The organism is Massilia pseudoviolaceinigra, from assembly GCF_030846505.1.
Classification (GTDB): Bacteria; Pseudomonadota; Gammaproteobacteria; order Burkholderiales; family Burkholderiaceae_D; genus Telluria_A; species Telluria_A violaceinigra.
Genome location: NZ_JAVCWL010000001.1, coordinates 244329 through 269590, shown reverse-complemented (window position 1 = coordinate 269590; position 25262 = coordinate 244329). Strand labels below are relative to the sequence as shown.

Annotated in this window: 17 protein-coding genes and 2 pseudogenes; 9 read left to right on the top strand and 10 right to left on the bottom strand. The window is 65.3% G+C overall.

Translation table 11 applies throughout. From position 1 onward, the window contains the following. Positions 1-36: 36 nt before the first annotated feature. Positions 37-618: a cysteine dioxygenase family protein gene (locus RBA40_RS01310; RefSeq protein WP_306645286.1), complete on the bottom strand. Its 582-nt coding sequence runs from the start codon at positions 616-618 to the stop codon at positions 37-39. 333 nt (positions 619-951) lie between these two features. Between RBA40_RS01310 and rsgA the strand changes: the two genes are divergently transcribed. After that, a complete protein-coding gene (rsgA, locus tag RBA40_RS01305; RefSeq protein ID WP_306645284.1) occupies positions 952-2010 on the top strand; it encodes a ribosome small subunit-dependent GTPase A in 1059 nt (352 codons plus the stop codon). On the opposite strand, the gene RBA40_RS01300 is transcribed toward rsgA, so the two are convergent. Both RBA40_RS01300 and RBA40_RS01295 read right to left on the bottom strand, forming a co-directional pair. Then, positions 2007-3995, bottom strand: coding sequence for an alpha/beta hydrolase domain-containing protein (locus tag RBA40_RS01300; protein ID WP_306645282.1), 1989 nt, complete (start codon positions 3993-3995; stop codon positions 2007-2009). The genes rsgA and RBA40_RS01300 overlap by 4 nt on opposite strands. 44 nt (positions 3996-4039) lie before the next feature. Beyond that, entirely contained in the window at positions 4040-4933 is an 894-nt protein-coding gene (locus RBA40_RS01295; protein ID WP_306645281.1) for an NAD(P)/FAD-dependent oxidoreductase, read from the bottom strand. A 162-nt stretch (positions 4934-5095) separates the two neighbouring features. On the opposite strand from RBA40_RS01295, the gene RBA40_RS01290 reads away from it, so the two are divergent. Continuing rightward, the gene (locus RBA40_RS01290) at positions 5096-5311 is read left to right on the top strand and encodes a DUF3820 family protein (RefSeq protein WP_054263608.1); all 216 of its coding nucleotides are present in this window, start codon (positions 5096-5098) and stop codon (positions 5309-5311) included. Positions 5312-5326: 15 nt separating this feature from the next. Here the strand turns inward: RBA40_RS01290 and RBA40_RS01285 are convergent, their stop codons facing one another. From RBA40_RS01285 to RBA40_RS01265, 5 genes and pseudogenes are all read right to left on the bottom strand, one after another. Then, positions 5327-7027 carry a glycosyltransferase gene (locus RBA40_RS01285; protein WP_306645279.1) on the bottom strand — a complete coding sequence of 567 codons (1701 nt, stop codon included), beginning with the start codon at positions 7025-7027 and terminating at the stop codon, positions 5327-5329. A gap of 37 nt (positions 7028-7064) precedes the next feature. Further along, a pseudogene (locus RBA40_RS01280) lies at positions 7065-7169 on the bottom strand (glycosyltransferase family A protein); the annotation flags it as partial. 147 nt (positions 7170-7316) lie between these two features. Beyond that, positions 7317-9503, bottom strand: coding sequence for a putative bifunctional diguanylate cyclase/phosphodiesterase (locus RBA40_RS01275; RefSeq protein ID WP_306645277.1), 2187 nt, complete (start codon positions 9501-9503; stop codon positions 7317-7319). After that, positions 9496-10428: an EAL and HDOD domain-containing protein gene (locus RBA40_RS01270; RefSeq protein ID WP_306645276.1), complete on the bottom strand. Its 933-nt coding sequence runs from the start codon at positions 10426-10428 to the stop codon at positions 9496-9498. Before RBA40_RS01270 ends, RBA40_RS01275 begins: the two co-directional genes overlap by 8 nt. Positions 10429-10599: 171 nt before the next feature. Then, positions 10600-11535: pseudogene (locus RBA40_RS01265) on the bottom strand (LysR family transcriptional regulator). 151 nt (positions 11536-11686) lie between these two features. Here RBA40_RS01265 and RBA40_RS01260 point away from each other — a divergent pair. The 4 genes from RBA40_RS01260 to RBA40_RS01245 all read left to right on the top strand — a co-directional run bounded on the left by RBA40_RS01260 (position 11687) and on the right by RBA40_RS01245 (position 19339). Then, on the top strand, positions 11687-12388 hold the full coding sequence (locus RBA40_RS01260) for a pirin family protein (protein WP_306645274.1): 702 nt from the start codon (positions 11687-11689) through the stop codon (positions 12386-12388). Between the two features lie 188 nt (positions 12389-12576). Next, on the top strand, positions 12577-14691 hold the full coding sequence (locus RBA40_RS01255) for an ATP-binding protein (RefSeq protein ID WP_306645272.1): 2115 nt from the start codon (positions 12577-12579) through the stop codon (positions 14689-14691). A 161-nt stretch (positions 14692-14852) separates the two neighbouring features. Beyond that, on the top strand, positions 14853-16997 hold the full coding sequence (locus tag RBA40_RS01250; RefSeq protein ID WP_306645270.1) for an ATP-binding protein: 2145 nt from the start codon (positions 14853-14855) through the stop codon (positions 16995-16997). A gap of 134 nt (positions 16998-17131) precedes the next feature. Further along, the gene (locus RBA40_RS01245) at positions 17132-19339 is read left to right on the top strand and encodes a hybrid sensor histidine kinase/response regulator (protein WP_306645268.1); all 2208 of its coding nucleotides are present in this window, start codon (positions 17132-17134) and stop codon (positions 19337-19339) included. A 20-nt stretch (positions 19340-19359) separates the two neighbouring features. On the opposite strand, the gene RBA40_RS01240 is transcribed toward RBA40_RS01245, so the two are convergent. After that, the gene (locus tag RBA40_RS01240; protein WP_306645266.1) at positions 19360-21258 is read right to left on the bottom strand and encodes a hybrid sensor histidine kinase/response regulator; all 1899 of its coding nucleotides are present in this window, start codon (positions 21256-21258) and stop codon (positions 19360-19362) included. 216 nt (positions 21259-21474) lie between these two features. Here RBA40_RS01240 and ribA point away from each other — a divergent pair, with 216 nt between their 5' ends. The 3 genes from ribA to RBA40_RS01225 all read left to right on the top strand — a co-directional run bounded on the left by ribA (position 21475) and on the right by RBA40_RS01225 (position 24585). Further along, entirely contained in the window at positions 21475-22119 is a 645-nt protein-coding gene (ribA, locus tag RBA40_RS01235; protein WP_306645264.1) for a GTP cyclohydrolase II, read from the top strand. Positions 22120-22192: 73 nt separating this feature from the next. Continuing rightward, positions 22193-23620, top strand: coding sequence for a S1 family peptidase (locus RBA40_RS01230; protein WP_306645263.1), 1428 nt, complete (start codon positions 22193-22195; stop codon positions 23618-23620). Then, positions 23617-24585, top strand: a complete 969-nt coding sequence (locus RBA40_RS01225; protein ID WP_306645262.1) for an FHA domain-containing protein — start codon at positions 23617-23619, stop codon at positions 24583-24585. The genes RBA40_RS01230 and RBA40_RS01225 overlap by 4 nt, the downstream gene beginning before the upstream one ends. 6 nt (positions 24586-24591) lie before the next feature. Here RBA40_RS01225 and RBA40_RS01220 read toward each other — a convergent pair whose 3' ends face one another. Next, positions 24592-25221, bottom strand: a complete 630-nt coding sequence (locus tag RBA40_RS01220; RefSeq protein WP_306645260.1) for a YdeI/OmpD-associated family protein — start codon at positions 25219-25221, stop codon at positions 24592-24594. Positions 25222-25262: the final 41 nt, after the last annotated feature.

The following is a 25262-nucleotide window of genomic DNA, read 5'->3' as shown; positions in this document are numbered from 1 at the left end:
GATCTTAGATTATACGCAACAACCCGATATGGGCAATTACTGCCAGTTTTCGGGTGTGGCGCGGGCGCTGTAACCGGAGACAAAACGCGTGGCGGCGCCCGTGGCTGCGTCGTACACATGGCGCTCCACGCGGCCGATGTCGGCGCCATACACGTGAATGCTGACCGAAACCGCACCTGGGCAGGCATTCGAGACGCGGTGTATGTCGCCCACGCGCGGCGACACGATGTCGATGGCGCCCGCCGGCAGGTGGTGCGTACCAAGCGCTTGCAGCGGACCGCCTCCCGCCGGAAGGGCGAATTCCTCGCACTGTTCGGCGCCGCGCAGCACGCCGACCATGCCCCAGACGGTATGGTCGTGCACCGGCGTGGCCTGGCCCGGACCCCATACAAAACTCACCACCGAGAAGCGTTCGCGCGGGTCGCAATGGAGCAGGTATTGTTGATAGCGGTCGGGGTGAGGCTCGGCGAAGGCCGCGGGCAGCCAGTCATCAACTGTAACCAGATCGGCGAGGAGCGTCCTGCCCTGCTCCAGCATAAGCACTTCATCCTGCGCCGCCTTATCGGCAAGGCTGGTAAAAGCGCGCACGAAGTCGCGCAGGCGGGCGGGGTTGGTCATCGCTTCAGCTCCATGGTGCTCCTTCGCGCAGGGCGGTTGCAGCGAATATAACATTGTCCTCGCGCTTGACGCGCCTGTCCTCCACTGTCACACTTCCCACTTTAATTCACTTCCACAGGAGACTACACCATGCATACGAATGACATTGCCCTCCTGTCGGCTGCCTGATCCCGCCACAACCCGCCTTACTGCTGTTCTTCTGGACTGAGCATCGTGTGTTGATGCGCGCCTGATCGCGCGCCGACCTCCGTTTTCCTTTGCCTGCGTGCTGTTGCGCGCGGCTTGTGCCCGCGCGCGTCGCGGGCTTGACGAATCCGGGAACACATTCTCACCATGATCCACATCGATTTTGAATCACTGCGCACTATCGGGCTGACGCAATCGGTCGCCAGCCAACTCGCCACCATCAACGCCCCATCAGAGGGCACGCGCCTGGCGCGCGTCACCGAAATCCATCGCGACTGGGCCGTCATCAATGACGGCGTGGCCGAATCGCGCGCGCGCTCGCTCAATAAACTGATCCAGTCGCTGCAAGCGAACGACGCTGCCCTCGCCGTGGGCGACTGGGTACTGGTTGAAACCCACGCCCACGACGAGCAATGGCTGTCCGAACGGCTGCCGCCGGTGACCCACCTCGCGCGCCGCACCAGCGAGGGGCGCCGCCAGTCGCTGGCCAGCAACGTCGATACGGCGCTCCTGGTCATGGGGCTGGACCACGACTTCAACCTGCGCCGGCTCGAACGCTATCTGGCGCTGGCCGAATCGTCCGGGGTCGAACCGGTGGTGGTGCTGACCAAGGCCGATATCGGCGTTGACGTCGAGGAGCGCATGCGCCAGCTCACGGAGCGCCTGCCGCGCCGGGTGCAGGCGTTTGCGCTCAACGCCCTGGGCGACGAGCCGGGGCGCGTGCTCGCACCCTGGCTGGCGCCCGGGCAGACGCTGATCCTGCTGGGCACCTCCGGCGCAGGCAAGTCAACCCTGACCAATGCGCTGTCGGCCAGCAGCCAGGAGACCGGCGGGGTGCGGCGCGGCGACAACCGCGGGCGCCACACAACCACCGCGCGTTCGCTGCACCAGTGCCCGAGCGGCGCCTGCATCATCGACACCCCCGGCCTGCGCTCGTGGCAGCCGGACGCCGATGAAGAAGCGCTGGCGGCCAGCTTCGACGACATTGGCGAGCTGGCGCGGCATTGCCAGTTCCGCGATTGCGCGCATGAAGAGGAACCCGGCTGCGCGGTGCGCGGCGCGGTCGATCCGGACCGTTTGCTGAACTACCGCAAGCTGCTGCGCGATGCACGGCGCAGCCAGCAAACGCCGCTGGAGCGCATCGCTGCCCGCAACAAGTGGAAGGTGATCATCAAGGCGCACAACACCAAAGAACGGCAGCGTTAAGGCACCTGCGCACCGACCCGCTGCTCGACTTTGGCGCGCTCGATGAAACGGGTGACGTCTTCGTCGAGCAGCAGGCCCTCGTCGCGCAGGGCTCGCGCGGCAAGCGCCACCGCCTTGGCGTATTCCAGCCGCGTCGGATAGCGCTGCGAGAGCGCGCGGCGCGGATCGCCCGCGCGCGGCGCCGCCGCAAACGGCACCGACAAGCCATTCAGGCCGCACAACTGGCCTTCCGCAAAGCCGCCGCGGCGCAGGTTCCAGCCAGCGTAGGTGGCCAGCGGCACCTCGACATCGGGCAAACGGATGCCTGCGATATCGTGGCCGTCCACGTCGGCCATCGGCACCAACACCTGATAGCGTTTGTCTGCCGCCGGCTTGGGCGGCAGGCTGGCGTAATCGACCACCGTCAACTCATTCAAGCCTTCCGGATAGGTCACCCCCAGCGCGCGCAGGTCGGGAAAACCGACCGCGTCGCGCTGCGGCGGCACCAGCATGGCGTTGCCGATTTGCGGAAAGCGGCTGGCCGGCGGCTCCTTGCCGCTGCGCGCCCACGCCACCAGACGATCGAGCAGCACGCGCACGGCAGGCCCCTGCTGCGCCGTATTATTCGTCCACTTGCAGATGCCGACCGTCGCGCGGCTGGCGGCCATGTGCTGGGTCGATGCCATGAGGTAGGCGCGCACGCCGGCCGGCAGGGCGATATCCTTGCCGGCGCCGTCGGTCACCACCAGCGAGGCGCGGCCCTGCCAGAATTCGGTGCTGCTGTCGACGTGCATCAGCTTGGGGCAGCTGTCGTTCGCCCGGCAGCGCGCGAAAATGCCGTCGGTGGCGCCGCTGACCGGGTCGGTGGTGACCGCATAGCTGAACGGGAACTGGTCGCCGTAGCTCCAGTGGTTCAGGTGCTGGGTGGAGTAGCGTTCCGGCCGGCCGAAGCGGCGGTTGACGAAGCTCTTGCGGCTGCCGGCGAGGAGCGGCATGGCGCCGTCGAATACCCTGCCGCCGCGCGGGTCGGCATTGAAACCCTGCCAGATCAGGTCACGCAAAAAGCGTCCCGGCTGCGACACGCCCAGCGCCAGCGTGACGTCCGGTTTGATGTCGGCCAGGGGATTGGGCTGGCCGGCGCCGTCGGCGAGGCCGGATTTGAGGTGGCTGGTGACGTCGCGCAGCGCCGCCATGCCCAGGCCCATGACCACCGGGTCAACCGCCTCGTACTGGAACTGGTAGATCGCGCCGGCGTCGAAGCCGCGCGGGCGGGTGACATCGATCCGCGTGGGACTGGTGTAGCTCCACGCGCTGGCCGGCAGGATGAGCGGCGCGGCGGTGGCATGGGCGCGCACGCTCAGCACCGCCCCCGCCTGGCCGGTCGACGCTGCCCGATACGCCAGGTCGATGGCGCCGGTGGGCTTGATATCGTCGAAGACCTTCTCTTCGACGCTCTGGCCGGTGATCGGCTGGCCGTCCGCGCGCGCCGTGGGAAAGGCGGTGCCGGCCGATTCGCCGTTGGCCGACAGGCCGATATCGCCCTGCCAGCCGATCCACGCCAGCGTATGCCCGCGCCGCATCAGGAAGCCGTTGCCCGCTTCGCCTGCGCCGGCCTCGTTGACCATCTGGAGCGCCAGCTTGCCGCCGCGGTTGGGGATATCGAGCAGGAGCACGCGCGAGGCACTGGCCGCGTTACGCGGGCGCAGGACGATCACGTCGGTGCGGTACCTGACCCAGCCGCCGCTGGTGGGCGCCTTGTCGAGGTCCACGATGGCGCGGTTGGCCGGATGATGCGGGTCGATGCGCATATGCGCCATGGCGACGATTTTCTCGTAGACGCCGGCGTCGTCGAAGACCTTGCCGTCAAAGGCGGGGCTGCGGCTGACGATCTCCAGGCGCTCGATCTGCGCGGCCGGCGAGCCGGTGCCGCCGGGCGCGGCGCAAGAGGCCAGCATGGTGAGCGCGAACAGGCAAAACAGGCAGGACAGGCGGCGCAGGCAGGTCAATTTCGGCTCCTTGTGAGAGCGGGACGATAGCATGACGGGGCGTGTCAGGCAAAGACCACCGAGCGGTGGGCGGCCGCGCCGGCGGTCACGCCATCGGCGGCGGCCCAGGTGGCGTTGTGCGGCATGCGCGCCACGTCGCCGGCGGCGAACACGCCGGGCACGGTGGTTTCCTGGAACTCGTTGGTGCGCACGTAGAGACCGAGCGGGCCTTCGTCGAAGGCGCATCCGAGCTGCTGCGCGAGCGGGCTTGTGGACACCTGCGTGGCCAGGAACGCGGCGTCGGCCGGCACCAGCGTGCCATCGGCAAGGACGATGCCGTCCAGCGCAGGCGCCACGCCACCGAGCGATACCACCTTGCCATGTTCGATGCGAATGCCGCGCGCGCGCAGGATCTGCTCCTGCTCCGGCTCGAGCGCGATGCCGTTGGCGCAGTAGGTGACGAACGGCGACCACTCGGCGATCAGCTGCGCCATGTGGGCCGACATCGGCATCATGCCGATCACCGCGAGCTGCCGGCCCAGGAATTCGTAGCCGTGGCAGTAAGGGCAGTGAAGGATCGATGTGCCCCAGCGCTCGCGCACGCCGGGAATGGCCGGGAACTGGTCGACCACGCCGGTCGCCAGGATCAGGCGCTTGCCGCGCATGCGCTCACCGCCGGCCAGGACGATTTCAAAGCCGCCGTCGACCCGGGCCGCGCTGTCGACTGTGGCATCGATGACGCTGGCGCTTGGGTAGGCCAGGAGCTGGCGGCGCGCGTCGTCCATGATGGCGTGCGGGGCGCGTCCGTCGTGACCGACGAAGCCGTGGGCGGCGGCGGCAAAGCGGTTGCGCGGCTGGCCGGCGTCGATCACGCGCACCGGGCGGTTGGCGCGCGCCAGTTGAATGGCCGCGGCCATGCCGGCGAAGCTGCCGCCGACGACGATAAAGTCTGTGTCCATAGGGGTATCCATCGTGTGCCTTTCGAGTTGGTTGAGGGCTCGGCCAGCTTGCCGAACTTTAACGTAACAATGATAGTTACGTTAACTGGCGATGTCAAGCCGAAGGCAGTCGCGAACGCGGGACCGGCCGGAAGACGCGGTTTTTGCTACAGTAGCGGGATCATGAAACCTGAACACCTCCAGCTGCTGCTGACCCGTGAGATGCCGTACGGTAAATACAAAGGCCGCGTCATCGCCGACCTGCCCGGCCACTATCTTGGCTGGTTCGCGCGCGAAGGTTTTCCGCGCGGCGAGATCGGCGAACTGCTCGCCCTGATGTACGAACTCGATCACAACGACCTGCGCAGCCTGCTCGACCCCTTGCGCGGACGCCGCTGACCGGTACGGAGACGGTCAGGAAATCCTCGGCCCGCGCCGGCGCGCGTCATTGCTGCCCGCCGCCGCGATCACGCGCCGGAAAAACGCGACCAGTTCGGGCACGTGGGCGTCGAAGGTGAACTGCGCGCGCTGCGACCACACCTGCTCGCGTAGCGCGTCCATGCGCGGGCGGTCGCGCAGCAAGGCGCCCAGGTGCCCGATCGAATCGTAGAACAGGCCGGTGCCGAGCCGGTGCGACAGCGACTGCGTCGCCACGATGGCGCCCTCGTTACTGCGCTGGATCATCGGCAGGCCGGCTGCCGCCAGGGTGGCCATGCGCGCCGGATAGTTCAGGTCATCCCAGTTGGCGCGCCGCAGTTCGCCGTCGTTGCTGCTGGCGAAGGCGTGCAGCCAGCCGGCGTCGTAGCGCGAGAATTCTTCCACCCAGCGCGACTGGTCGACATTGGCATGCAGGTGCAAATGGCGTGGCGCCAGGCCGCGTGCGTCGGCTATCCATTGCCGCCACTGGCCTTGCGTGAAGTCGCCGTAGAAATGCAGGTGAATGCCCTGGGCGGCCAGTTCGCCCACGGTGTGCGGATGCAGGCCGATGGGGCGGCCTGGAACGACGGTGTGGAATTCGCCGCCGTCCGCGGCGGACAGCAACCTGGTGCGCGCCTCGCCAAACCAGCTCGCCTTGGGCAGGTCGCCATCGAGCACATGGCAGGGCTTGGAGGTCGACAGACCCGGCAACACGGTATCGAACCAGTCGCGCATTTCCGGGCTGCTGAAGATGCACCCGTCGGCGAGCTCGAACAGGTCCACCAGCTGCGGCCACGTGCCTTTTTCAAGACAGATGAACGGGCCTTCCTTGAAGTGCCACACGAACGGCACGCCTGGCGTGGCCAGCATCAGCTGGTGGCAAAACGGCACCGCTTGCCAGTTCAGCTGGGCATGGATGATGTCCGGCCGCTGCTGCCCGAGCGCCTCGCGCCAGCGGCCGGACGGCAGTTCGCGCACATGCCCGAACGGCAGCGGCCCGACCGTGTTGTACCAGTACGGCTCGCGCATCCACAGCCCATGCAGCGTGTGGCCCCGCTCTTCCAGCGCCAGCACGCGGTCGGCGTTATAGGCCAGTTCGCCGGCCAGCAGAATATTCAAGCCATCGCCGGCAGCCGGCGTGGACGGGCGCGCGCGCATGGCGTGGTACTGCGCCACCTCGTCGATCGCGTTGCCGGCCGTGGTGTGAAAGCGCAGCGGCTCGCGCACCCGGTAATGCTGGCGAAACGGGTTGATGCCGCCCACCGGCTCCTGCATCAGCTTGTGGCGCTGGGCCGGGTGACTGGTCCATTCGCAACTGAGCTGGCCGGTGCCGGTAAACGGGCCAAGTTCACGCAGTCGGCCCCAGAACAGGCGTTCCAGGTCGTCCGATTCGAGTTCGTCGCGGTCGGTCCAGCGCAGCTCGCTCCTGCGGTACATGCACTGGACCAGCTGCAGCGCGGTGCCGGCGATCAGGCCGTCGGCCTCGCGGTTGTAATGATGGCGCACGCCCGCGTACGCGAGAACGGCGTCGGGCCGGGCGTGCAGCGCCGCGCACAATGTGGCCAGGTGCTCGCGGTAAAACACGTCGTCGCTCGGCAGACAGGCGATCAGCGGCGCGCGCGCCAGGTTCAGCGCGCAGTTCAGGGCATTGCCCAGGCCCGTGTTGTGCGGCAAGGCGCTGGTAGCGCACGCGTTCATCACTTAGGTACGGTGCGACGACGCCGGCCGTGTCGTCGGGCGAGCCGTCGTCGATGACGATGGCTTCCCACGCGCCAAGGGACTGGGCCAGCAGGCTGTCGAGCGCGCGCCGGATGAAGTGGCACTGGCCGTATGTCGGCATCAGCACAGTGACCTGCGGTTCGGTTGGGAAAGGGCTTGTCAAAGCAGACTCTTCAAAGGATGGTTGACCTGTGAAGAAAGCATGCGCGGAAAATACGCGCCGTGTTTGATGTTGAACAGAGGTGCGCGCAATGAGCGCGCCGGCGCCTCAGCGGCTCACCATCAGCCGTTTCGCTTCGCGCTGCATGCGGGCAAATTCATCGGCGCACACAGCCTGGCTGAACAGGTAGCCTTGCAGCTGGTCGCAGCCGAGGTCGCGCAAAAAGGCCATCTGCTCGGGCGTTTCGACGCCTTCTGCCACGATTTCCTGGCGCAATTGCTGGGCCATCGTCACGATCGCGCGGGCGATGGCGCAATCGTTTTCCTCGTACGGCAAGCCGACCACGAACGAACGGTCGATTTTCAATGTGCTGATCGGAAATTTTTTCAGGTAGGCCAGACTGGAATAGCCGGTGCCGAAGTCGTCCAGCGCCAGCGCCAGGCCCATGGCCACCAGTTCGTTCATGATGGCGATGACGCCGTCGGTGCCGCGCACCAGCAGGCTCTCTGTAATCTCCAGCATGATCTGCGCCGGCTCCACGCGGTGCTGGTCCAGCACCGCGCTGATGCGGCCCGGCAGGCTGCGGTCGAACTGGCGCGCCGACACGTTGATCGCAATCGGCGGCATGGACAGCCCGGCGTCGTCCCACGCGCGGATCTGGCGGCACGCTTCATTCATCACCCAGTTGCCGATATCGAAAATCAGTCCCGTCTCCTCGGCCAGCGGAATGAACACGCCCGGCGAGACCATGCCGCGCTCCGGATGGCGCCAGCGGATCAGCGCTTCGGCGCCGACGATGCGGCCGCTGCGCAGGCTCACCTTGGGCTGGTAGTGCAGCTCGAACTGGTTCCCGGCCAGGGCTTCGCGCAGCTCGGTTTCCAGGCGCAGGCGCTCGCGCGCGCGCTGGTCCATTTCGTCGCGGTAGAACAGGAAGCCGCCGCTGCCGAATTCACCGGCCTTGGCCAGCGCCACCTCGGCAAAGCGCAGCAGCGAGGCGGTATCCATGCTGTCATCGAGGTATAGCGCGATGCCGATATTGGCGCTCACCTGCAGGCCGTGGCCCGCCACCAGCAGCGGCGCGGCCAGTGTCGCCAGCAGCTTTTGCGCGACGATGCCGGCGTGCTCGCGCTGGCCGATGGTGGGCAGGGCGATGGCGAATTTGCTGCCGTCGATGCGCGCCAGGATGTCCGGCTCGCGCAGCACGCTGCGGAACTGGCCCCCCACCATGCACAGCACTTCATTGGCCACGTCGTGGCCGAGCGTGTCGCTGATGGCGCCGATGCGGTTTACTTCGACCACCATCAGCGCGCCGTATTCGTTACAGCGCCGCGCTTCGTTGAGCACTTGTCCGACCAGGTGATTGAACAGCGAGCGGTTCGGCAGGCCGGTCAGGCTGTCGTAGTTGGCCATGCGCTGCATGCGCGCTTCGGCGTCCTTGTGCACGCTAATGTCGGAAAACAGCGAGAACGTGTGCGTGATCCGGCCCTCGGCATTGCGCACCACGCTGATGGTGACCGATTGCGGAAACAGCTCGCCATTTTTGCGCTTGCCGACAATCTCGCCGCGAAACGGGCCATTGCCCTGCATGGCGGCGCGCACCTTGGCGCGGAACTCGGCGTCATGCACGCCGGAGCGCAGCAGGTCGGGCGTCTGGCCGATCGATTCGTCCGCCGAGTAGCCAGTGATGCGGGTGAACGAACTGTTGATCGAGACAATGCGCTCGCTGGCGTCGGTAATGAGCACGCCCTGGTCGCTGTCTTCGATAATGCGCGCGTACAGACGGATCTTGTCTTCCTCGGTCAGGTGCTCGGCCAGCGGCGAGAGGTGCACCAGCATGCCGATCGCGTCGCCCTCGTCATCGTGGATCAGCGACAGCGCCAGCCGCACCCAGATCACGTCCCCGCTCTTGCGGCGGCGCCGCACTTCGACCAGGCAGCTGCCGTGTTCGAGGAACAGTTCGGCGATGCCGGGGTCGCTTTCATCGGTGTCGTCGGCGTACAGGAACAGCACGTGCTGGCCGATCGCTTCCTCGCTGGTGTAGCCGAACACCGCTTCGGCGCCGCGGTTCCAGCTGGTGAGGTAGCCGGACAAATCAAGCACGATCACCGGTTCGTCGGACGATTCGTAGGTGTCGGCGTGGTGCCGCAGCAGGCGCCGCGCCGGCGGCTGCTGCGCTTCTTTTGCCAGCATCAGCTCGGCCTCGAGCCGCACCAGCATCTGGGTCAGCGCGCTGCCCTCCATCTCGCGCGCGGTGCGCACGAGGTCAAGGCTGCGGTCGAGGGCCGATTCAGCCATGATGACGCGCGCCGGTGTCGCGCAAGGCGCCCAGCATCCAGCGGTTCGCTTCGATGATGGCGCCGTTGAAGTCGCACGGCGTCATCTGCAGTGCTGTCACGCGCGCCGCCAGCGCATCGGGTTCGCCCCGTTCGGCGCATTCGACGAGGTCGAGCAGCGCACCCAGTTCACCGTCGCGGTGCAGCAGCGCGCCCAGGACCGCATCGCTGATCGAAAGCGGAGCCAGGATCGCGGGCAGCGGCATGCCGAACAGGACGCCGAGCAGCGAGAACATCCCGGTCATGAATGCCTGCTCCTGGGTCAGCTTGTCCAGGCCGCGCGTGCGCGCCAGCAGTTCGAGCGCGCGCGAGCGCACCGCCACGCGCGCCAGCAGCATGGGCGAGCGGATATCGTCCTTGTTGGCGGCGAACAGCATCAGATTGAGCCAGCGGCGCAGTTGCTGGCGCCCGAGGATCAGCAGCGCCTGGCCGAAACTGGTGATGCGCCGCACCACGCCCATGCCGAGGGAATTGACAAGGCGCAGCAGCTGGTACGACAGGGTCGGGTCGAGCCGCAGCAGCGCTTCGATTTCGTGGGTGTCGGCGTCGGCGGCGACCAGTTGCACCAGCTGCAGGGCGAGCGAGCGCGATGCCGCCTGGCGGGCCGGCTCCCTGGCCGGCGCGGCCATGCACCAGTCGCCATCGATCCAGCGCGCTTCGGCGGGCAGCAGCGCCGCGCTCAGGCGCTCGTCGGCGCAAAACAGGCTGCGCGCGGCCAGCTCGGTCCAGCCCTGGCCACGCAGCACACCGGCCAGCCGCGTGTCAAGGCTGCTGTGGTACAGGCAGGGAAACTCATCGCACAAGGCGCCCAGCGCGGCCACGACGGACGGCGCGGCGAGCGCATGGTCCGCTGGCGCTCCCGCCTTGATCAGCAGACCGGACGGCAAGCCGCGGCGGTCCGCTAATACGCGTAAAACAAGGAGTGGCGCCGGGCTCGAGCAGGTCATTGGGATCGAGAAGGTGGGTAACAGTGAAGTTCATGGTACCCCCGAGTTATTTACCCTCACCAACGTTTCGATCAAGAACTAAGGTGATTCACGGAAAAAAATCTCCTTGTTTCAAGCAGGTGTTGCAAATCCGCCCGGCACAAAATCGGCCAGTTGCGCGAACAGGTTGGGGCGCTGCATGCGCTCGCGCCACCAGCGCAGGGCCGCGCCCTCCTCGCCCACGCGCCAGGCCAGGTAAAACGTTTCGGCGCCACGGACTTCCTCGACCTATTTTTCGATCAACAGTCCGCGTTCGATGGCCGGCCGGGCGCAGGCTTCGGGCAGAAAGCCGAAGCCCAGTCCGGCGATCTGCAGATCGTATTTGGCTTGCATGGTCGGCACCGTCAGCGCGTCCTGGCCCATCAGCAGGCCGACCGTGCGCGCCGCCATGTTGCGGGCCGAATCGGCCACCACGATGGCGCGGTGGTTCTGCAACTGGCTGCGCCCGAGCGGCTCGGGCATGCCGGCCAGCGGGTGGCCGGGCGCGACCGCGAACACGAAGGGCATGGAGCCGATCACGCGCGCCACGTAGCCGCCGCCGGCCGGACCGTCGCCGGCCACGCCGACCAGCAGGTCGACGCGGCGGTCGAGCAAGGCTTCCCACGGGCCGGACAGGGTTTCCTGCACGATGCGCAGGCGGGTTTGCTGCGCCACTTCATAGAACGCACGGATATCGTCCCGCAGCGCCAGCGCGGAAAACATCGAATCGATGCCGATGCCCAGTTCGGTTTCCCAGCCGGAGGCGACCCGGCGCACACGGTGTTCCAGGTCTTGCGCAGCCTTGAGCAGGTAGCGCCCTTCGGTGAGCAGTTCGCGCCCGGCCGGGGTGAGCAGGATGCGCGGGCCGTTGCGCTCGAATACTTGCACGCCCAGGTCATCCTCCAGCTTGGCCACTGTGTAGGAAATGGTCGAGGGCACCCGGTGCAATTCCTGCCCCGCCTTGGAGAAGGAGCCGCGGCGGTCGATGGCGTCGATGATCAGCAGTGCTTCGAGGCTCAGTTTTAACATTCGATTTTTTCGATCATAGAGGACAAAATTTTCCGTTTTTTGATTCGCTTGACGCCCCCTATACTAGCTTCATCGGTGCAGCGAAACAGAAATCCACCGATAACGTGGATCGAAATTATTGCACATTAACTTTAAAGAAACGGAGCATATCATGTTAGAAATTCGTCCAGGCGCAGAACGTGGCAACGCAAACCATGGCTGGCTGCAATCCAGGCATACGTTTTCTTTCGGTCACTATCACGATCCGAAACACACCGGTTTCGGTCCTCTGCTGGTGATTAACGAAGACAAGGTAGCGCCTTCGCAAGGTTTCGGCACTCACGGCCACCGCGACATGGAGATTATTTCCTACGTGCTGGAAGGGGCGCTGGAACACAAGGACAGCATGGGCACCGGTTCGGTGCTGCATTACGGCGATGTGCAGCGGATGAGCGCCGGGACCGGTGTGCGGCACAGCGAGTTCAACGGCTCGGCGACGGCGCCGGTGCATTTTCTGCAAATCTGGATCCAGCCGAACGTGACCGGCATTGCGCCGAGCTACGAGGAAAAGCACTTCACGCCGGAAAGCAAAATCGGCCAGCTGCGCCTGATTGCGTCGAGCGACGGACGCCACGATTCGGTGCTGATTCACCAGGATGCCGCGATTTATGCGGGGATTCTGAATGGTGGCGAGGCGGTCGAGCACACCTTGGCTGAAGGGCGTACCGGCTATGTGCACCTGATTCGCGGCGCGCTGACGGTCAACGGCGTGCGGCTCAACGGCGGCGATGCGGTGAAAATGACGCAGGAGAGCGCGATCAGGATCGACCACGCCGAGGCGGCCGAAGTGCTGGTGTTTGACTTGCCGTACTAAGCCGGGGCACCGGCTGCCCGGTGCCGTGGGCCTGCGGCGCCACGGCGCTTGCGCGGGGCGCCCGACCGCGGTCGCCGGCGGACGCCAGAATCCGGCTGGCGATCACTTATAATGCCCGAATGAAATGGCCTTATTTTGACAATCAATCAGCGCGCGCCGCAGGCGGCACCAGGCCGATGGAAGCGCGCATGCGCGCACTGGACTGGGCCAGTACCCCGGTGGGGCCGGCCGGGGCCTGGCCGGCGGGCCTGAAAACGACCGTCCGGCTGCTGCTCGACTGTCACCTGCCGATGTATCTCGCATGGGGCCCGAACTTTACCCAGTTTTACAACGATGCGTACGTGTCCATCCTCGGTACCAAGGATGAGGACGCACTGGGGGGCGACGCCAGGACGACATGGGCCGAGATATGGCCCACCATCGGGCCCATGTGGGAACAGGTGCTCGCGGGCGAGAGCATGGGATCGGAGCGCTTCAAACTGACCATTGAACGCTACGGCTATCCGGAGGATTGCTACTTCACGTTCTCGTATAGCCCGGTGCCCGACGAGCATGGCAATCCTGCCGGCATCCTGGTGACGTTCGCCGAAACGACGCGTGAAGTGCTGGCCGAAGGGCGTCAGGCTTTCCAGTTGCGTTTCGCCGATGCCTTGCGCAAGCTGGACGATCCCGCCGCCATCACGGAACGGGCGGCAAGCATGCTTGGCGACTATCTCGGTGCCGGGCGGGCTGGCTACGGCGAAGTCGACGTCAGCGCGGACACGGTATCCGTCAGGCGCGACTGGACCGATGGCCGGATGGAAACGCTGGCCGGTGAAAGCCGGCCGTTGAACAGTTTCGGCCCGGATATCATTGCCGAGCTCAAGGCCGGACGCACGTTGCGCTTGAACGAGATCGGCGCCGATCCCCGTTCGGCGCCGTATGCCGGCGGGTATGCCAGTATCGGGGCCATCAGCCTGTTGGTGGTTCCTTTGGTAAAAAACGGTGCCCTGGCCGCCATTCTGTATTTGCATTGCGCGCAAACCCATCGCTGGAGCGACACCGACGTGCAGATTGCCGAGGACGTTGCGCACCGCACCTGGGATGCGATGGAACGCACCTATGCCGAAACCGCCCTGGTGCTGGCGGACCGCCGTAAGGATGAATTCCTGGCGATGCTGGCGCACGAAATGCGCAACCCCCTCGCCCCCATCAGCAGCGCGGCCCAACTGCTGGAGGCGGGCCGACTCGAGCGGCACGGCGTACGCGATACGGCCAGGATCATATTGCGCCAGGTCGGCCACATTACCACCCTGCTCAACGACTTGCTCGATGTCTCACGGGTAACGCGCGGCATCGTGGAACTCGATCTGCAACAGGTGGATGTGAGAACGGTTGTCGACACGGCGATTGAACAATTGCGCCCCTTGATCGAGGCACGGCGCCACCAACTGCGGTTCAGCGCCCCTTCCCGGCCGATGCCGGTGCAAGGCGATGCCGTTCGCCTGGTCCAAGTGGTGGCCAACGTGCTGAACAATTCGGTGAAGTACAGTCCCAAGGGAGCGAGCATCACACTGACCCTGGCCAGCGAGGGCGATACCGTACGCTTGCAGGTGCGCGACAACGGTAGCGGCATCGCACCGGAACTGCTGCCCCATGTATTCGATTTATTTGTCCAGGGCAAGCGTACCCTCGGGCGGGTGCAGGGTGGGCTCGGCCTCGGTCTGGCATTGGTCAAATCGCTGGTCGAACTACACAAGGGCACGGTACAGGCAGTGAGCAGCGGCGAAGAATGCGGCACTTGCGTGAGCATCGATTTGCCGCGCATGCCGGGCGTGGCGGACGACGGGGCGCGCAGGCCCGGGGAGCACGGCGCAGCCGGAGAGCCTGCGCGCAACGGGGGGCACGAGGCGCCCGGCTTGCCAACTGCTCTGCGGCCCGGATTGCGCATTTTGCTCGTCGACGACAACGTCGACGCGGCGGCCATGGTCGCGATACTGCTTGAGCTGCGCGGTCACACCACCACGGTCGTGCACAGCGCGCAAGGCGCGCTGGCACGCGCCGCTTCGCTTGCCCCGCATGTGGCCATTCTCGATATCGGCCTGCCGGATATGGATGGGTACGAATTGATCGGTAAATTGAAGACCGACGCGGGCTGCCGCGATACCCGCTTCATTGCCTTGACCGGTTACGGCCGCGAGCAGGACCGGCAACGCGCTTTCTCCGCCGGCTTCTGGCGCCATATGACCAAACCGACCTGCGTCACCGCCTTGCATCCCCACCTGGACGAGGTTGCCGCCGCAGTCGAGCGGGACTGCGCCTGAGCGGCGCCGCCGGGCGCGCCTCGGCGTACTGCACGGGTCGGGCGCGCCGCCCCCCGTGGGCCAGGCCTCGGTTGTTTCATTCCAGCCCGCTAAGAGCGCTACCGTACGGAAACATTTATTGAATTCAGTATTATTCATCATCCCTTTACTTCGAGTTAGCGATGCTTACGTTGGATCATCCCCTGTTTTCCCAGTTGCACGACGTGTGTGAAAACGCCACTGTGGCCTTGTTCGCAATGGATGAACAGCAGCATTGCGTATACATGAATCCGGCGGCGCAGGCGCTGACCGGTTACCGCCTGGAAGAAGTACAGGGCGCGCCCTTGCACGATTTCATTCACCACCTGCGGGCCGATGGCACGCCTTACCCGCTGGCGGAATGCCCCATCGATCGCGCGGCGCCGGCCAGGCTGCAAGAGCGCGGACGAGAAACCTTCATTCACCGCGACGGCACCGCCTACCCGGTCGAGTTCACCGCCAGTCCGGTTCATCGCGACGGCAAACTGGTCGGCACGGTCCTCGAAGTGCAAGACGCGCGTCCGCGCCAGCAACAAGAGGGTGAACGCACGGCGTTACAGGAAATTAGCGCCCTGATCCTGGAGGAACTGGACCGCGAGAAGATCGTCCAGGCCGTCACCGACGCGGCCACCCGGCTGACCGGGGCGCAGTTTGGCGCCTTCTTTTACAACGTCACGGATGAGGCAGGCGAAAGCTATACGCTGTACACGATTTCCGGGGTTCCCAAAGAGCACTTCACGCAATTTCCCCTGCCGCGCGCGACCGGCCTGTTTGGCCCGACCTTTCGCGGCGAAGCGACCATTCGCAGCGATGACGTGCGCCACGATCCCCGCTATGGCAAGATGGGGCCGCATTTCGGTATGCCGGAGGGGCATCTCCCGGTGCGTTCCTACCTGGCCGTTCCGGTGAGCCTGGGAAGCGGCGAGGTGGTGGGCGGCCTGTTTTTCGGCCACGCGAAGACCGCGCAATTTACGGCCAGTCATGAGACGCTGGTGGAAGTGCTCGCAGCCCAGGCCGCGCTCGGGCTGAAGAAAGCGGCGCTGTACCAGGAGGCGCTCTTTGCGCGCAAACGCGCCGAGCAGGACGCCATTGAAAAACAGCGTTTGTACGAAGAGGCCGCCAGGGCGAACAATGCCAAGGATTATTTCCTGGCCACCGTCTCGCACGAACTGCGAACCCCGTTGACGTCGATCCTCGGTTGGGCGCAAATGCTCGGCTCGGGCAAGCTCAATGACACACAGCGCGCGCGCGCCGTTGTCACCATCGAGCGCAACGCCCGGGTGCAGGCGCAGATCGTCGAAGACCTGCTGGACATTTCGCGCATCGTCAGCGGCAAGCTGCGTCTGGCTGCGCGCGTGCTGGACCCGCATGCCATCGTCGAAGCGGCGCTCGACGCGATCCGCCCGGCAGCACTGGCGAAACAGATCGAGGTGCGCTTTTCTTCCCATCCGTTGACACGGGCCGTCTCGGCCGACCCCGAGCGCCTTCAACAGATCGTGTGGAACCTGGTGTCGAACGCGGTCAAGTTCAGCCAGCCCGGCGGCGCCGTCGAGGTCAGTCTCGACGGCGGCGATCAAACGCTGGCGATCCGGGTGTGCGACTACGGGGCCGGTATTCCCGAAGCGTTTTTGCCCAGGATTTTCGACAATTTCAGCCAGCTGGACCCATCGTCGACGCGCCAGCACGGCGGCCTGGGCCTGGGATTGGCGATCGTCAAACAACTGGTCGAACTCCATGCAGGCACGGTCAGGGCGTACAGCGCGGGAGCGGGACGCGGCGCCGAATTTACGGTCACCTTGCCGCTGGCCGCGGGTGCGGCGGGCAGCGCCGATGGCGCCGGCCACCCTGCCGACACGACAGCGGCGCTCGGCCTGGCCGATCCGGGGCGCTTCGGTCTGCAAGGCGCCGTCATCCTGCTGGTGGAGGATGACGATGATGCGAGGGAAATGCTCGCTTCGGTCTTGCACAGCGCTCAAGCGCTCGTGCAGCCGGCGTCGAATGCGCACGATGCCTTGCTCCTTTTCGAGTCCGGCTCGCCGGATTTGCTGGTCAGCGATATCGGCATGCCCGGGATGGATGGGTTGACCTTCATCGACCACCTGCGCAAACGGGAACGGGCGCTGGGGCGCGCGGCTGTGCCGGCCTTGGCGTTGACGGCGTTTGCCAGCGTCCACGACAGGATGAAGGCGCTGGAGCATGGCTATCAGATGCATGTGGCCAAGCCGGTGCAACCGGCGGAACTGTTAGCCGTGCTCTCGAGCCTTCGCTCCTGGAAAGGGAACACCTGACCAGCGGCGCCGGCGCAAACATGGCAATTGCCGGAACCGCAGTCCGCCGCCGTGGTATCGTTTTGGATAATGCCACCGGGCAGCGCTCCTAACTTGCCGGTTCAACCACCGAATGTGTTAATTTTTTCGACCTCATGAAAGTCCGCTCCCATATCGCCTTGCTGGTGGCAGCCATCCTGGTGCCCATCGTCCTGCTATCGATCGTGGCGATTTCGGTTCTGCTCGCGGCCGAGCGCAAGGCCGCGCTCGGCGGCATGGAAGAGCTTGCGCGCGCGACCGTACTGATCATGGACCAGGAGATGTTGCTCGCCAGGGCGACCGCACAGACCTTGGCCACATCGCGCAGCCTGGCGCGCGGCGACTTCGACGATTTTTACCGCCAGGCGCAGGGCGCCAATGCCGGCCGTGCCATGCACACCGCCTTCATCAGCGAACAGGGCCAGCAGGTCTTCAATACGATCCGCCCCTATGGCGCCCAGATCGCAGCACCGACGGACCTGGTGAAAGCGCGGGTAGCCGGCGTGTTCAACAGTGGCGGGCCGGTCTACAGCAACCTGATCAAAGGCAGCGCCACCAAACAGTATGTCGTCAGCCTGGAGTACCCGGTGGCGATTGCGGACGGGCGCCGCTTCCTGATCAGCCAATGGTTATTTTCGAGCAGGTTGAACGAATTGCTGCCCGCAAAAAGCATCCCGCCGTCATGGCTGATTTCCGTCTTCGACAGGCAAGGGATTACGATCGCACGCAACAAGGGGGCGCACCAGTATGTCGGGCAACCGCCCAAGACCAAAGTGCAGCAGGCGATCCTGGCGCGCCACGAGGGCATTTCACGCAGCTACGTGCGCGAAGGGACGGAAATGTATGGCGCCTGGGCGATTTCCCCCACGACCGGCTGGAGCGTCGGCATCGGTGTGCCGGTGGTCGAAGTCGAGCACGCCGCCGTCAAATCGGTGGCCCTGATCGCGCTCGGCTTTGTCTTGGCCATTGTGTCGGCCATCACCGGTGCCATCCTGTTCAGCCGGCGCCTGGTGGGAGCGATCAACAAGGCGTCGCGTGCGGCCGACATGATCGGGCAGGGCCAGATCCCGCCCCTGGAAACCTTGCCGGTTGAAGAGATGAACCGGCTGCAGTTATCCTTGCACCAGGCGGGCAGCCTGCTCAGGGAGAGCGAAACCGAACGCAACCGGCACCTCGCCGCGGCCCAGAGCGCGCGCGCGGCGGCTGAACAGGCCCAGGCCGTGGCGGAAGCGCAAAACCAGGCAAAAGATGAATTCCTGGCCATGCTCGGTCATGAACTGCGCAACCCGCTCGCGGCGATCACCTCGGGCGTAACACTGTTGAGCATGCCGGGCACCGATGCGGTGCGGGCCGGCAAGGCCACGGCCATTATCGAACGTCAGACCCGCCACCTGGTCCACCTGGTTGACGAGCTGCTCGACGCGCACCGGATTGTGAGCGGCAAGCTGACGCTGTCGAAGACCGCGCTCGACCTGGCCGGTGCGGTCGAGTCCTGCCTGGCGTCGTTCGAGGCGCGCGGCGCCATGCGCAGTCACCGCATCACGTGCGCGCTGGCGCCCGCGGTGATAGAAGCGGACCCGACCCGTCTCGAACAGATGGTCAGCAATCTGCTCGACAATGCACTGAAATATACGCCGGAAGGTGGGCTCATCCACGTGACGGTGGCCAGCGACGATGGCATGGCGCTCCTGTCGGTGGCCGACACCGGCGTCGGCCTGTCCGGGGACCTGTTACCGCATGTATTCGACGTCTTCGTTCAAGGCAAGGTCATCAACCGCTCAAAAGGTGGCCTGGGCATCGGGCTGGCGGTCGTCAATTCGCTCGCCAAGCAGCATGGCGCCATCTTGCTGGCCGAGAGCGCGGGCGCGGGTCTGGGAAGTACGTTCTCGATCCGTTTTCCGCTCGCCGCGGCGGTGCCGGCCACGCCGGCCGCCAGCCGGACCGGCAGTGCCGGGCACAATGGCGTGATCCTGGTTATCGAGGATAATCGCGATGTGCGCGAAATGATGTGCAGCCTGCTCACCGAGCTCGGCTTCCAGGTCCTCTCGGCCGAAAGCGGACAACGGGGAATTCAAACGGCCGTGGCCACGCTGCCCGATGTGGCGCTGGTCGACATCGACCTGCCGGACATGTCCGGCTACGACATCGCGCGCGCACTGAAAGGCGATGCGCGCACAGCCGCGATCCGGCTCATCGCCGTGACAGGGTACGGGCAGGAATCGGACCGCCGCGCCGCCATGTCGAGCGGATTTGACGGGCACTTGAAAAAGCCGGTACGCATCGAGGATGTGCTCGCCGCGACCGGCCTGACGGCGGCTCCCTAAGCCGGGTCCATGCCCGACCCTCAGCCGGACACGGCGCGCAGGCGCGTGGCAACGTCCGCCAGCCGGTATGGCTTGACGATCAGGTCGAACTGCCCCAGCGCGTCGCCGAAGCGCTCGCGCAGCGGCCCGCTCATGTAGCCGGAGGTGAGCAGGATATTAATCTGGGGCACGAGCTTCCGGGCCGCTTGCGCCAGCGCCACCCCGTCCATGTCGGGCATGACCACATCGGTAAACAGCACTTTGATATCGGCATGCTGGCGCAACAGATCCATCGCCTCCTCCCCGCTGTTGGCGGCGAGCGCGTCGTAACCCAGGCTTTGGAAGATGGCCACCGTCATGTCGAGCACATCGGGCTGGTCATCGACGATGAGTGCCTTGTCGAGACCGGGCGCGATGGCGTCCATTCCGTGCTGCGCCACCTGCGCCGGGAAATACAGGGAAATCGCGGTACCTTGCTCCGGCGCCGACTTGATGACCAGGTGACCGCCCGATTGCTGCGTCAAGCCATACACCTGGCTCAGCCCGAGGCCGGTTCCCTTGCCGACCGCTTTGGTGGTGAAAAACGGTTCGAGCGCGCGGGCGGCAACCTCGGGCGTCATGCCGGCGCCGTTATCGCTGACGATAATGACCGCATACGTACCGGACGGGAGTTGATCGACTTCATTTTTTTCGAGAAAGACGTGACGCGTTTCTAGGGAAATGGTGCCGTTTTCGCCCACCGCGTCGCGCGCATTGATCACCAGGTTGAGCAGTGCCGATTCGAGTTGCGACACATCGGTCTGCACTTTTCCGACGCGCCCCTTTTTAATCACCAGGCTGGCCGAGTTGGGGACCGCGCGCCTTAACACGGCTTCGAACGAGGCGATGATCTGGTTGATGTCGAGCACTTCGAAGGTCAGCGGCTGCTGGCGTGCGAATGCCAGCAATTGGCCGGTCAGTGCGGCGCCGCGCTGCGCTGCGCGCTCCATGCTGTCGATGATCTTGCGGTACTGCCCGGTATCGGCCGACGTCGCACGCATCAGATCGATACCGCTGCAAATCACGCTTAACAAGTTATTGAAGTCGTGCGCGATACCGCCCGTCAGCTTGCCGATGGCTTCCAGCTTTTGCGACTGGGCCAGCGCTTCGCGGGTGCGTTCGAGCATGAGCGCCGCCTCGCGCCGCTCGGTAATATCGCGCGTGATCTTGGCAAAGCCGATCAGCTGCCGTGCCGAGTCGAATACCGGATCGATCACCACGTGCGCCCAGAAGCGCGTGCCGTCGCCGCGCACGCGCCACCCTTCAGTCTCGTAGCGGCCCTCGCGCTCGGCTGTGCTCAGCGCTTTCTCGGGAATCCCGTTGTGCCTGTCCTCCTCGGTGTAAAAGCGCGAAAAATGGCTGCCTTTGACGTCCTCGAAGTTGAGCCGCTTGATGCGCCTGGCGCCCTCGTTCCAGTTGGTGATCAGCCCCGCCGGCGACAACATGTAGATGGCGTAATCGGTCACACTCTGCACCAGCAGCCGGAACCGCTCTTCGCTGGCGTGCAGCGCTTCGGCGGTGCGGCGCTTTTCCGTGATGTCGCGCGTAATCTTTGTGTACCCCAACAACCCGTCGTCGGCACCGAAGATGGGATCGATCACGACGCTGGCCCAGAACAGCGACCCGTCCTTGCGCACGCGCCAGCCCTCGTCCTCGAATTTGCCGGTGGTGCGTGCCAGGTGCAGCGCCTTGATCGGCACGCCGCGCGCCCTGTCCTCGGCCGTGTAAAACGTCGAGAAGTGCTTGCCGATGATTTCATCGGGCGTATAGCCCTTGAACAGTTCCGCGCCCGCATTCCAGCTCACCACATCGCCGTCGGCCGACAGCATGTAGATCGCGTAATCGGTGACCTTCGAAATGAACAGTTTCAGGCGGTCGGCCTCGAGATAGGATTGGGACATGGCAACTTTATGTCTAAAATTACAATTGTACTCTTTTTTGTCCACCCCACATTTCCGCTTGGAACGCCCATTGCAGGGGATGCGGGAGCCTTTGTACGATACGCCGATTGCCGGTTCATGGCGCGCTCCAGCCCGGTGTTTAGAGCCCCTCCCCCAACGGCCCCCCCCGTTTTCCGCTACACTTGCGGCTACAGCAATAGATTTGAGAACATGGCCATGCCCTCCCCCGTCACTGAAGAACTCCTCGATTACACCACCTCGTGCGCGCTGCCCACCCCCTGGGCGCAGTTCACCTTGCACGCCTTTGTCGAGCACGCAACGGGCAAGGAGCACCTGGCGATGACCCTGGGCGACATCGGCGACGGCGCACCGGTGCTGGCGCGCGTGCACTCCGAATGCCTCACCGGTGACGTGCTGTTTTCGCAACGCTGCGATTGTGGCGCCCAGCTCGAAGGCGCGCTCAAGCGCATCGCCGAGGAAGGCCGCGGCATCCTGCTCTACCTGCGCCAGGAAGGCCGCGGCATCGGCCTGGTCAACAAGATGCGCGCCTACCGCCTGCAGGAAGCCGGCGCCGATACGGTCGAGGCCAACCTGGCCCTCGGCTTTCACGCCGACGCCCGCAACTACGCGCTGTGCCAGCCGATGTTGGCCCATTTCGGCATCCGCGCGCTGCGCCTGATGACCAACAACCCGCGCAAGATCGATGCGATGGAAAAACTCGGCGTGACCGTCAGCGACAGGGTGCCCCTGCTGGTGAACCGCAACGCCTTCAATAACAGCTACCTGAACACCAAGGAAGCCAAACTCGGCCACATGATGACCCCGCTGGCCGAGCCCGTCGCGCAGGACGGCGAACTGTAAGGCCCGAAACACGCGCAAATAAGCTAAGCTGGTGGCAAGATAGCGCAAACAGCTCTTGCCACCGAAGGATTGCATGAAATTTGTCAATACTGCAGTGCTTGCTTATTGTTTTGCCGCCCATGCGGTCGCGGCGGCCCCGCCGGCGACGCCTCCCGCGCCCGCCCGCCCGCCCGCTCCCCTGACCATTCCCGCCGTCGTAGCCCCGCCTGCCCCGGCCGTCATTCCGCCCGGCGCCCAGCCCCCGGCCACCACGCCCGAAGTCGAGGAAAACGCCGCCCTGCCGCCGCCGTCCTCGGCCGCGCAAAAGGTGTATTCCGCCGCCAAGGGCGACCTGTTGCAAATTCGCATGCTGCTCAAGAATGGGCGCAGCCAGTCGACCGTGGGCTCGGGCTTCATGGTCGGCACCAGCAACCTGGTGTTGACCAATTACCACGTGGTGTCGCAGATGGCGCTCGACCCCGATGTGTACGTGGGCGAATATATCGATACCGACGGCAAGAGCGGCCCGGTCGAGCTGCTCGCCGTGGACGTGCTGCATGATCTGGCCGTGGTGCGCATCAACCGCAACGGCAGCGGCTTTTTCAATATCCCCGAGAAACTGGTGAAGCTGACCCAGGGCCAGTATCTGTATTCGCTCGGTAATCCTCTCGACCTCGGCTTCGCCATTTCGGAAGGCTCCTACAACGGCATCATCACGCGCAGCTTTTACGACCAGCTGATGTTCACCGGCCCGATCAACTCGGGCATGAGCGGCGGTCCCAGCGTCACCGTGGCCGGCGACGTGGCGGGGGTGAACGTGTCGAAGCGGCGCGATGGCGAATTGATCAGCTTTCTGGTGCCGGTGCGCTATGCCCAGGAATTGCTGAAAAAGGTCGCGGCCCAGACCAGCACGCCCAAGGACTTCAATCCCCTGATCGGCCAGCAATTGCTGGCGCACCAGCGCGGCATGATCGACCGCCTGCTCGACTCTGCGCTCTCGCTCAAGACCATGGGCCCGTACCAGGTGCCGGTACGCGAGTCGGAACAGGTGCGCTGCTGGGGGCGTTCCAACGTCAAGGCCGAAGCGACCTTCAATGCCGACACCATGGCCTGCGCGATGGAGTCGGCCATCTTCGTGTCGGACTCGCAGCAGACCGGGCACGTATCGATGACGCACCAGTACGTGCGCTCGGCCATCCTGGACCCGGTGCGCTTCGCGGTGCTGGCATCGACCCTGTTCAAGACCGATAACCTGGGCAGTACCAAGGACACGCGCCTGACCGGGCCGATGTGCACCGAAAAATTCGTCAAGACCAAATCGCTGCCGCTGCGCGCGGTGACCTGCGTGCGCGCCTACCGCAAGTTCGCCGGCCTGTACAACTTCACACTGCTCACCGCCAGCACCGACGACGCCCGCGCCACCTTGCAGAGCCGTCTCGACGTCTCGGGCGTGTCGTACGAAAACGGCCTGCGCACCACGCGCGCCTTCCTCGAAGCGCTGGCGCGCGGACACAAGCAATGAACGCGCCCTACTTCATCGAAACGCTGGCACGCAACGGCGACGTGCTGCACCGGCACCAGGTCAACACCTTGCCGATCCGCTTCGGCCGCGGCTACGACAACGACTTCATTCTCGACGATGCCTTCGCCGCGCCGCGCCACGCCGTGCTCGAAGCGGACGGGAATGGCCAGGCCGTGCTGCGCGACCTCGGTACCAAAAACGGCGTGGTCCACCTGGGCCAGCGCAAGACCAGCCTGGTGATGACCGGCGACACCGTGATCCGCATCGGCCACACCAGCCTGCGCGTGCGCGGGGCCGACTTTCCGGTCGGGCCGGAGCTGGTCGACCGCACCATGCACGGCTGGGAGGGCGGCATCCCCGGCCTGGTCGGCATGCTGCTGATCGGCGCCTTTGCGCTGTTTACCACGTGGCTGAGCGACACCCAGCCGTTCCAGCTGATCCGCTACCTGCTCGGACTGGCCTACGGCGTCGGCGCCGGCCTGGTATGGAGCGGCGCTTGGGCGTTCGCCAACCGCCTGTTCGGACGCCACGCGCGGCTCGGGCGCCACCTGTTCATCTTCGGCTGCGGCCTGACGGCGATACTGGTCTACAAAATGGCATCGAGCGCCGCGGCCTACGCCTTCTCGCTCGAAGCGCTGACCGGCTACAGTTCGCACGTGGCGATCGCCATCGTGGCCGGCGTGATCTTCTTTCACCTGGGGACGGTCAAACCGCACCAGACCCGCCGCTTCGGACTGGCCTGCCTGATCCTGGCCCTGATCGGCTCGGGCCTGACCCTGATCAGCAACCAGCAGCGCTATGGACGCATGGCCGACGAACTGTTCATGTCGGTGCTGATGCCGCCGTCGGCACGCGTCAGCCCCGACCACAGCGTCGACGAATTCATGGGCGACGTCGCCGCCATGAAGGCCAGGCTCGATGCGGAACGCGGCAAGAAGGTCAAGGGCGAAGGCGGCGACGACTGAACCGCATCAGGCTTTCTTGTCAGTTTTTTTGGCCATCAAGGGATGCAGCGTTTCGCCGCGCGCCAGCATGGCCGCAAAGGTGGCGATGCGGCGCGCGCGCGTGTCGGGCTTGACGGCGGTCTGGACGCGAAACAGCACCGCGTAGCGATTCTGCGAGTTCAGCGTGGCGAAAAATTCGCGCGCGCCTGGGTGCGCATCGAAGGCCGCTTCCAGGTCGGGCGGCACCTGCGCCGTGCTGGCCGGCTCGTACGCCGCGTCCCAGCGGCCATCCTGTTGCGCGCGCTCCACCTCGGCCAGGCCGGCCGGCTGCATCTTGCCCTCGGCGATGTAGCCGAGCGCCTTGTCGCGGTTCACGCGCGACCAGATGCTCCTGGCGCCGCGCGGCGTCCAGCGCTGCAGCCAGTGATACTGGTCCTCGCTTCTTTTCTGACCGTCGATCCAGCCGAAACACAGCGCCACTTCCAGCGCTTCCTGGTACGTCACGGTCGCCTCCGGCGCACCCTTCTTCGCGTGGCGCAGCCATACGCCGCGCGAGCCGGCATGGTGTTCAGCCAGCCACCGCGCCCATGCGGCCTGCGAGGCGAATGCGCGCGGGGCGTCATCTTGCGCCAGCGGTGTCTCCAATGTGCCTCCCATCCGGTTTCTCCCGATTCTTTGACATGCCAGACAGAATACGC

Bases quoted from the DNA above. Each gene is read 5' to 3' on its own strand.
- RBA40_RS01310 (WP_306645286.1), bottom strand. From the start codon at position 618: ATGACCAACCCCGCCCGCCTGCGCGACTTCGTGCGCGCTTTTACCAGC.
- rsgA (WP_306645284.1), top strand. From the start codon at position 952: ATGATCCACATCGATTTTGAATCACTGCGCACTATCGGGCTGACGCAA.
- RBA40_RS01295 (WP_306645281.1), bottom strand. From the start codon at position 4,933: ATGGACACAGACTTTATCGTCGTCGGCGGCAGCTTCGCCGGCATGGCC.
- RBA40_RS01290 (WP_054263608.1), top strand. From the start codon at position 5,096: ATGAAACCTGAACACCTCCAGCTGCTGCTGACCCGTGAGATGCCGTAC.
- RBA40_RS01285 (WP_306645279.1), bottom strand. From the start codon at position 7,027: ATGAACGCGTGCGCTACCAGCGCCTTGCCGCACAACACGGGCCTGGGC.
- RBA40_RS01275 (WP_306645277.1), bottom strand. From the start codon at position 9,503: ATGGCTGAATCGGCCCTCGACCGCAGCCTTGACCTCGTGCGCACCGCG.
- RBA40_RS01260 (WP_306645274.1), top strand. From the start codon at position 11,687: ATGTTAGAAATTCGTCCAGGCGCAGAACGTGGCAACGCAAACCATGGC.
- RBA40_RS01255 (WP_306645272.1), top strand. From the start codon at position 12,577: ATGCGCGCACTGGACTGGGCCAGTACCCCGGTGGGGCCGGCCGGGGCC.
- RBA40_RS01250 (WP_306645270.1), top strand. From the start codon at position 14,853: ATGCTTACGTTGGATCATCCCCTGTTTTCCCAGTTGCACGACGTGTGT.
- RBA40_RS01245 (WP_306645268.1), top strand. From the start codon at position 17,132: ATGAAAGTCCGCTCCCATATCGCCTTGCTGGTGGCAGCCATCCTGGTG.
- RBA40_RS01240 (WP_306645266.1), bottom strand. From the start codon at position 21,258: ATGTCCCAATCCTATCTCGAGGCCGACCGCCTGAAACTGTTCATTTCG.
- ribA (WP_306645264.1), top strand. From the start codon at position 21,475: ATGCCCTCCCCCGTCACTGAAGAACTCCTCGATTACACCACCTCGTGC.
- RBA40_RS01230 (WP_306645263.1), top strand. From the start codon at position 22,193: ATGAAATTTGTCAATACTGCAGTGCTTGCTTATTGTTTTGCCGCCCAT.
- RBA40_RS01225 (WP_306645262.1), top strand. From the start codon at position 23,617: ATGAACGCGCCCTACTTCATCGAAACGCTGGCACGCAACGGCGACGTG.
- RBA40_RS01220 (WP_306645260.1), bottom strand. From the start codon at position 25,221: ATGGGAGGCACATTGGAGACACCGCTGGCGCAAGATGACGCCCCGCGC.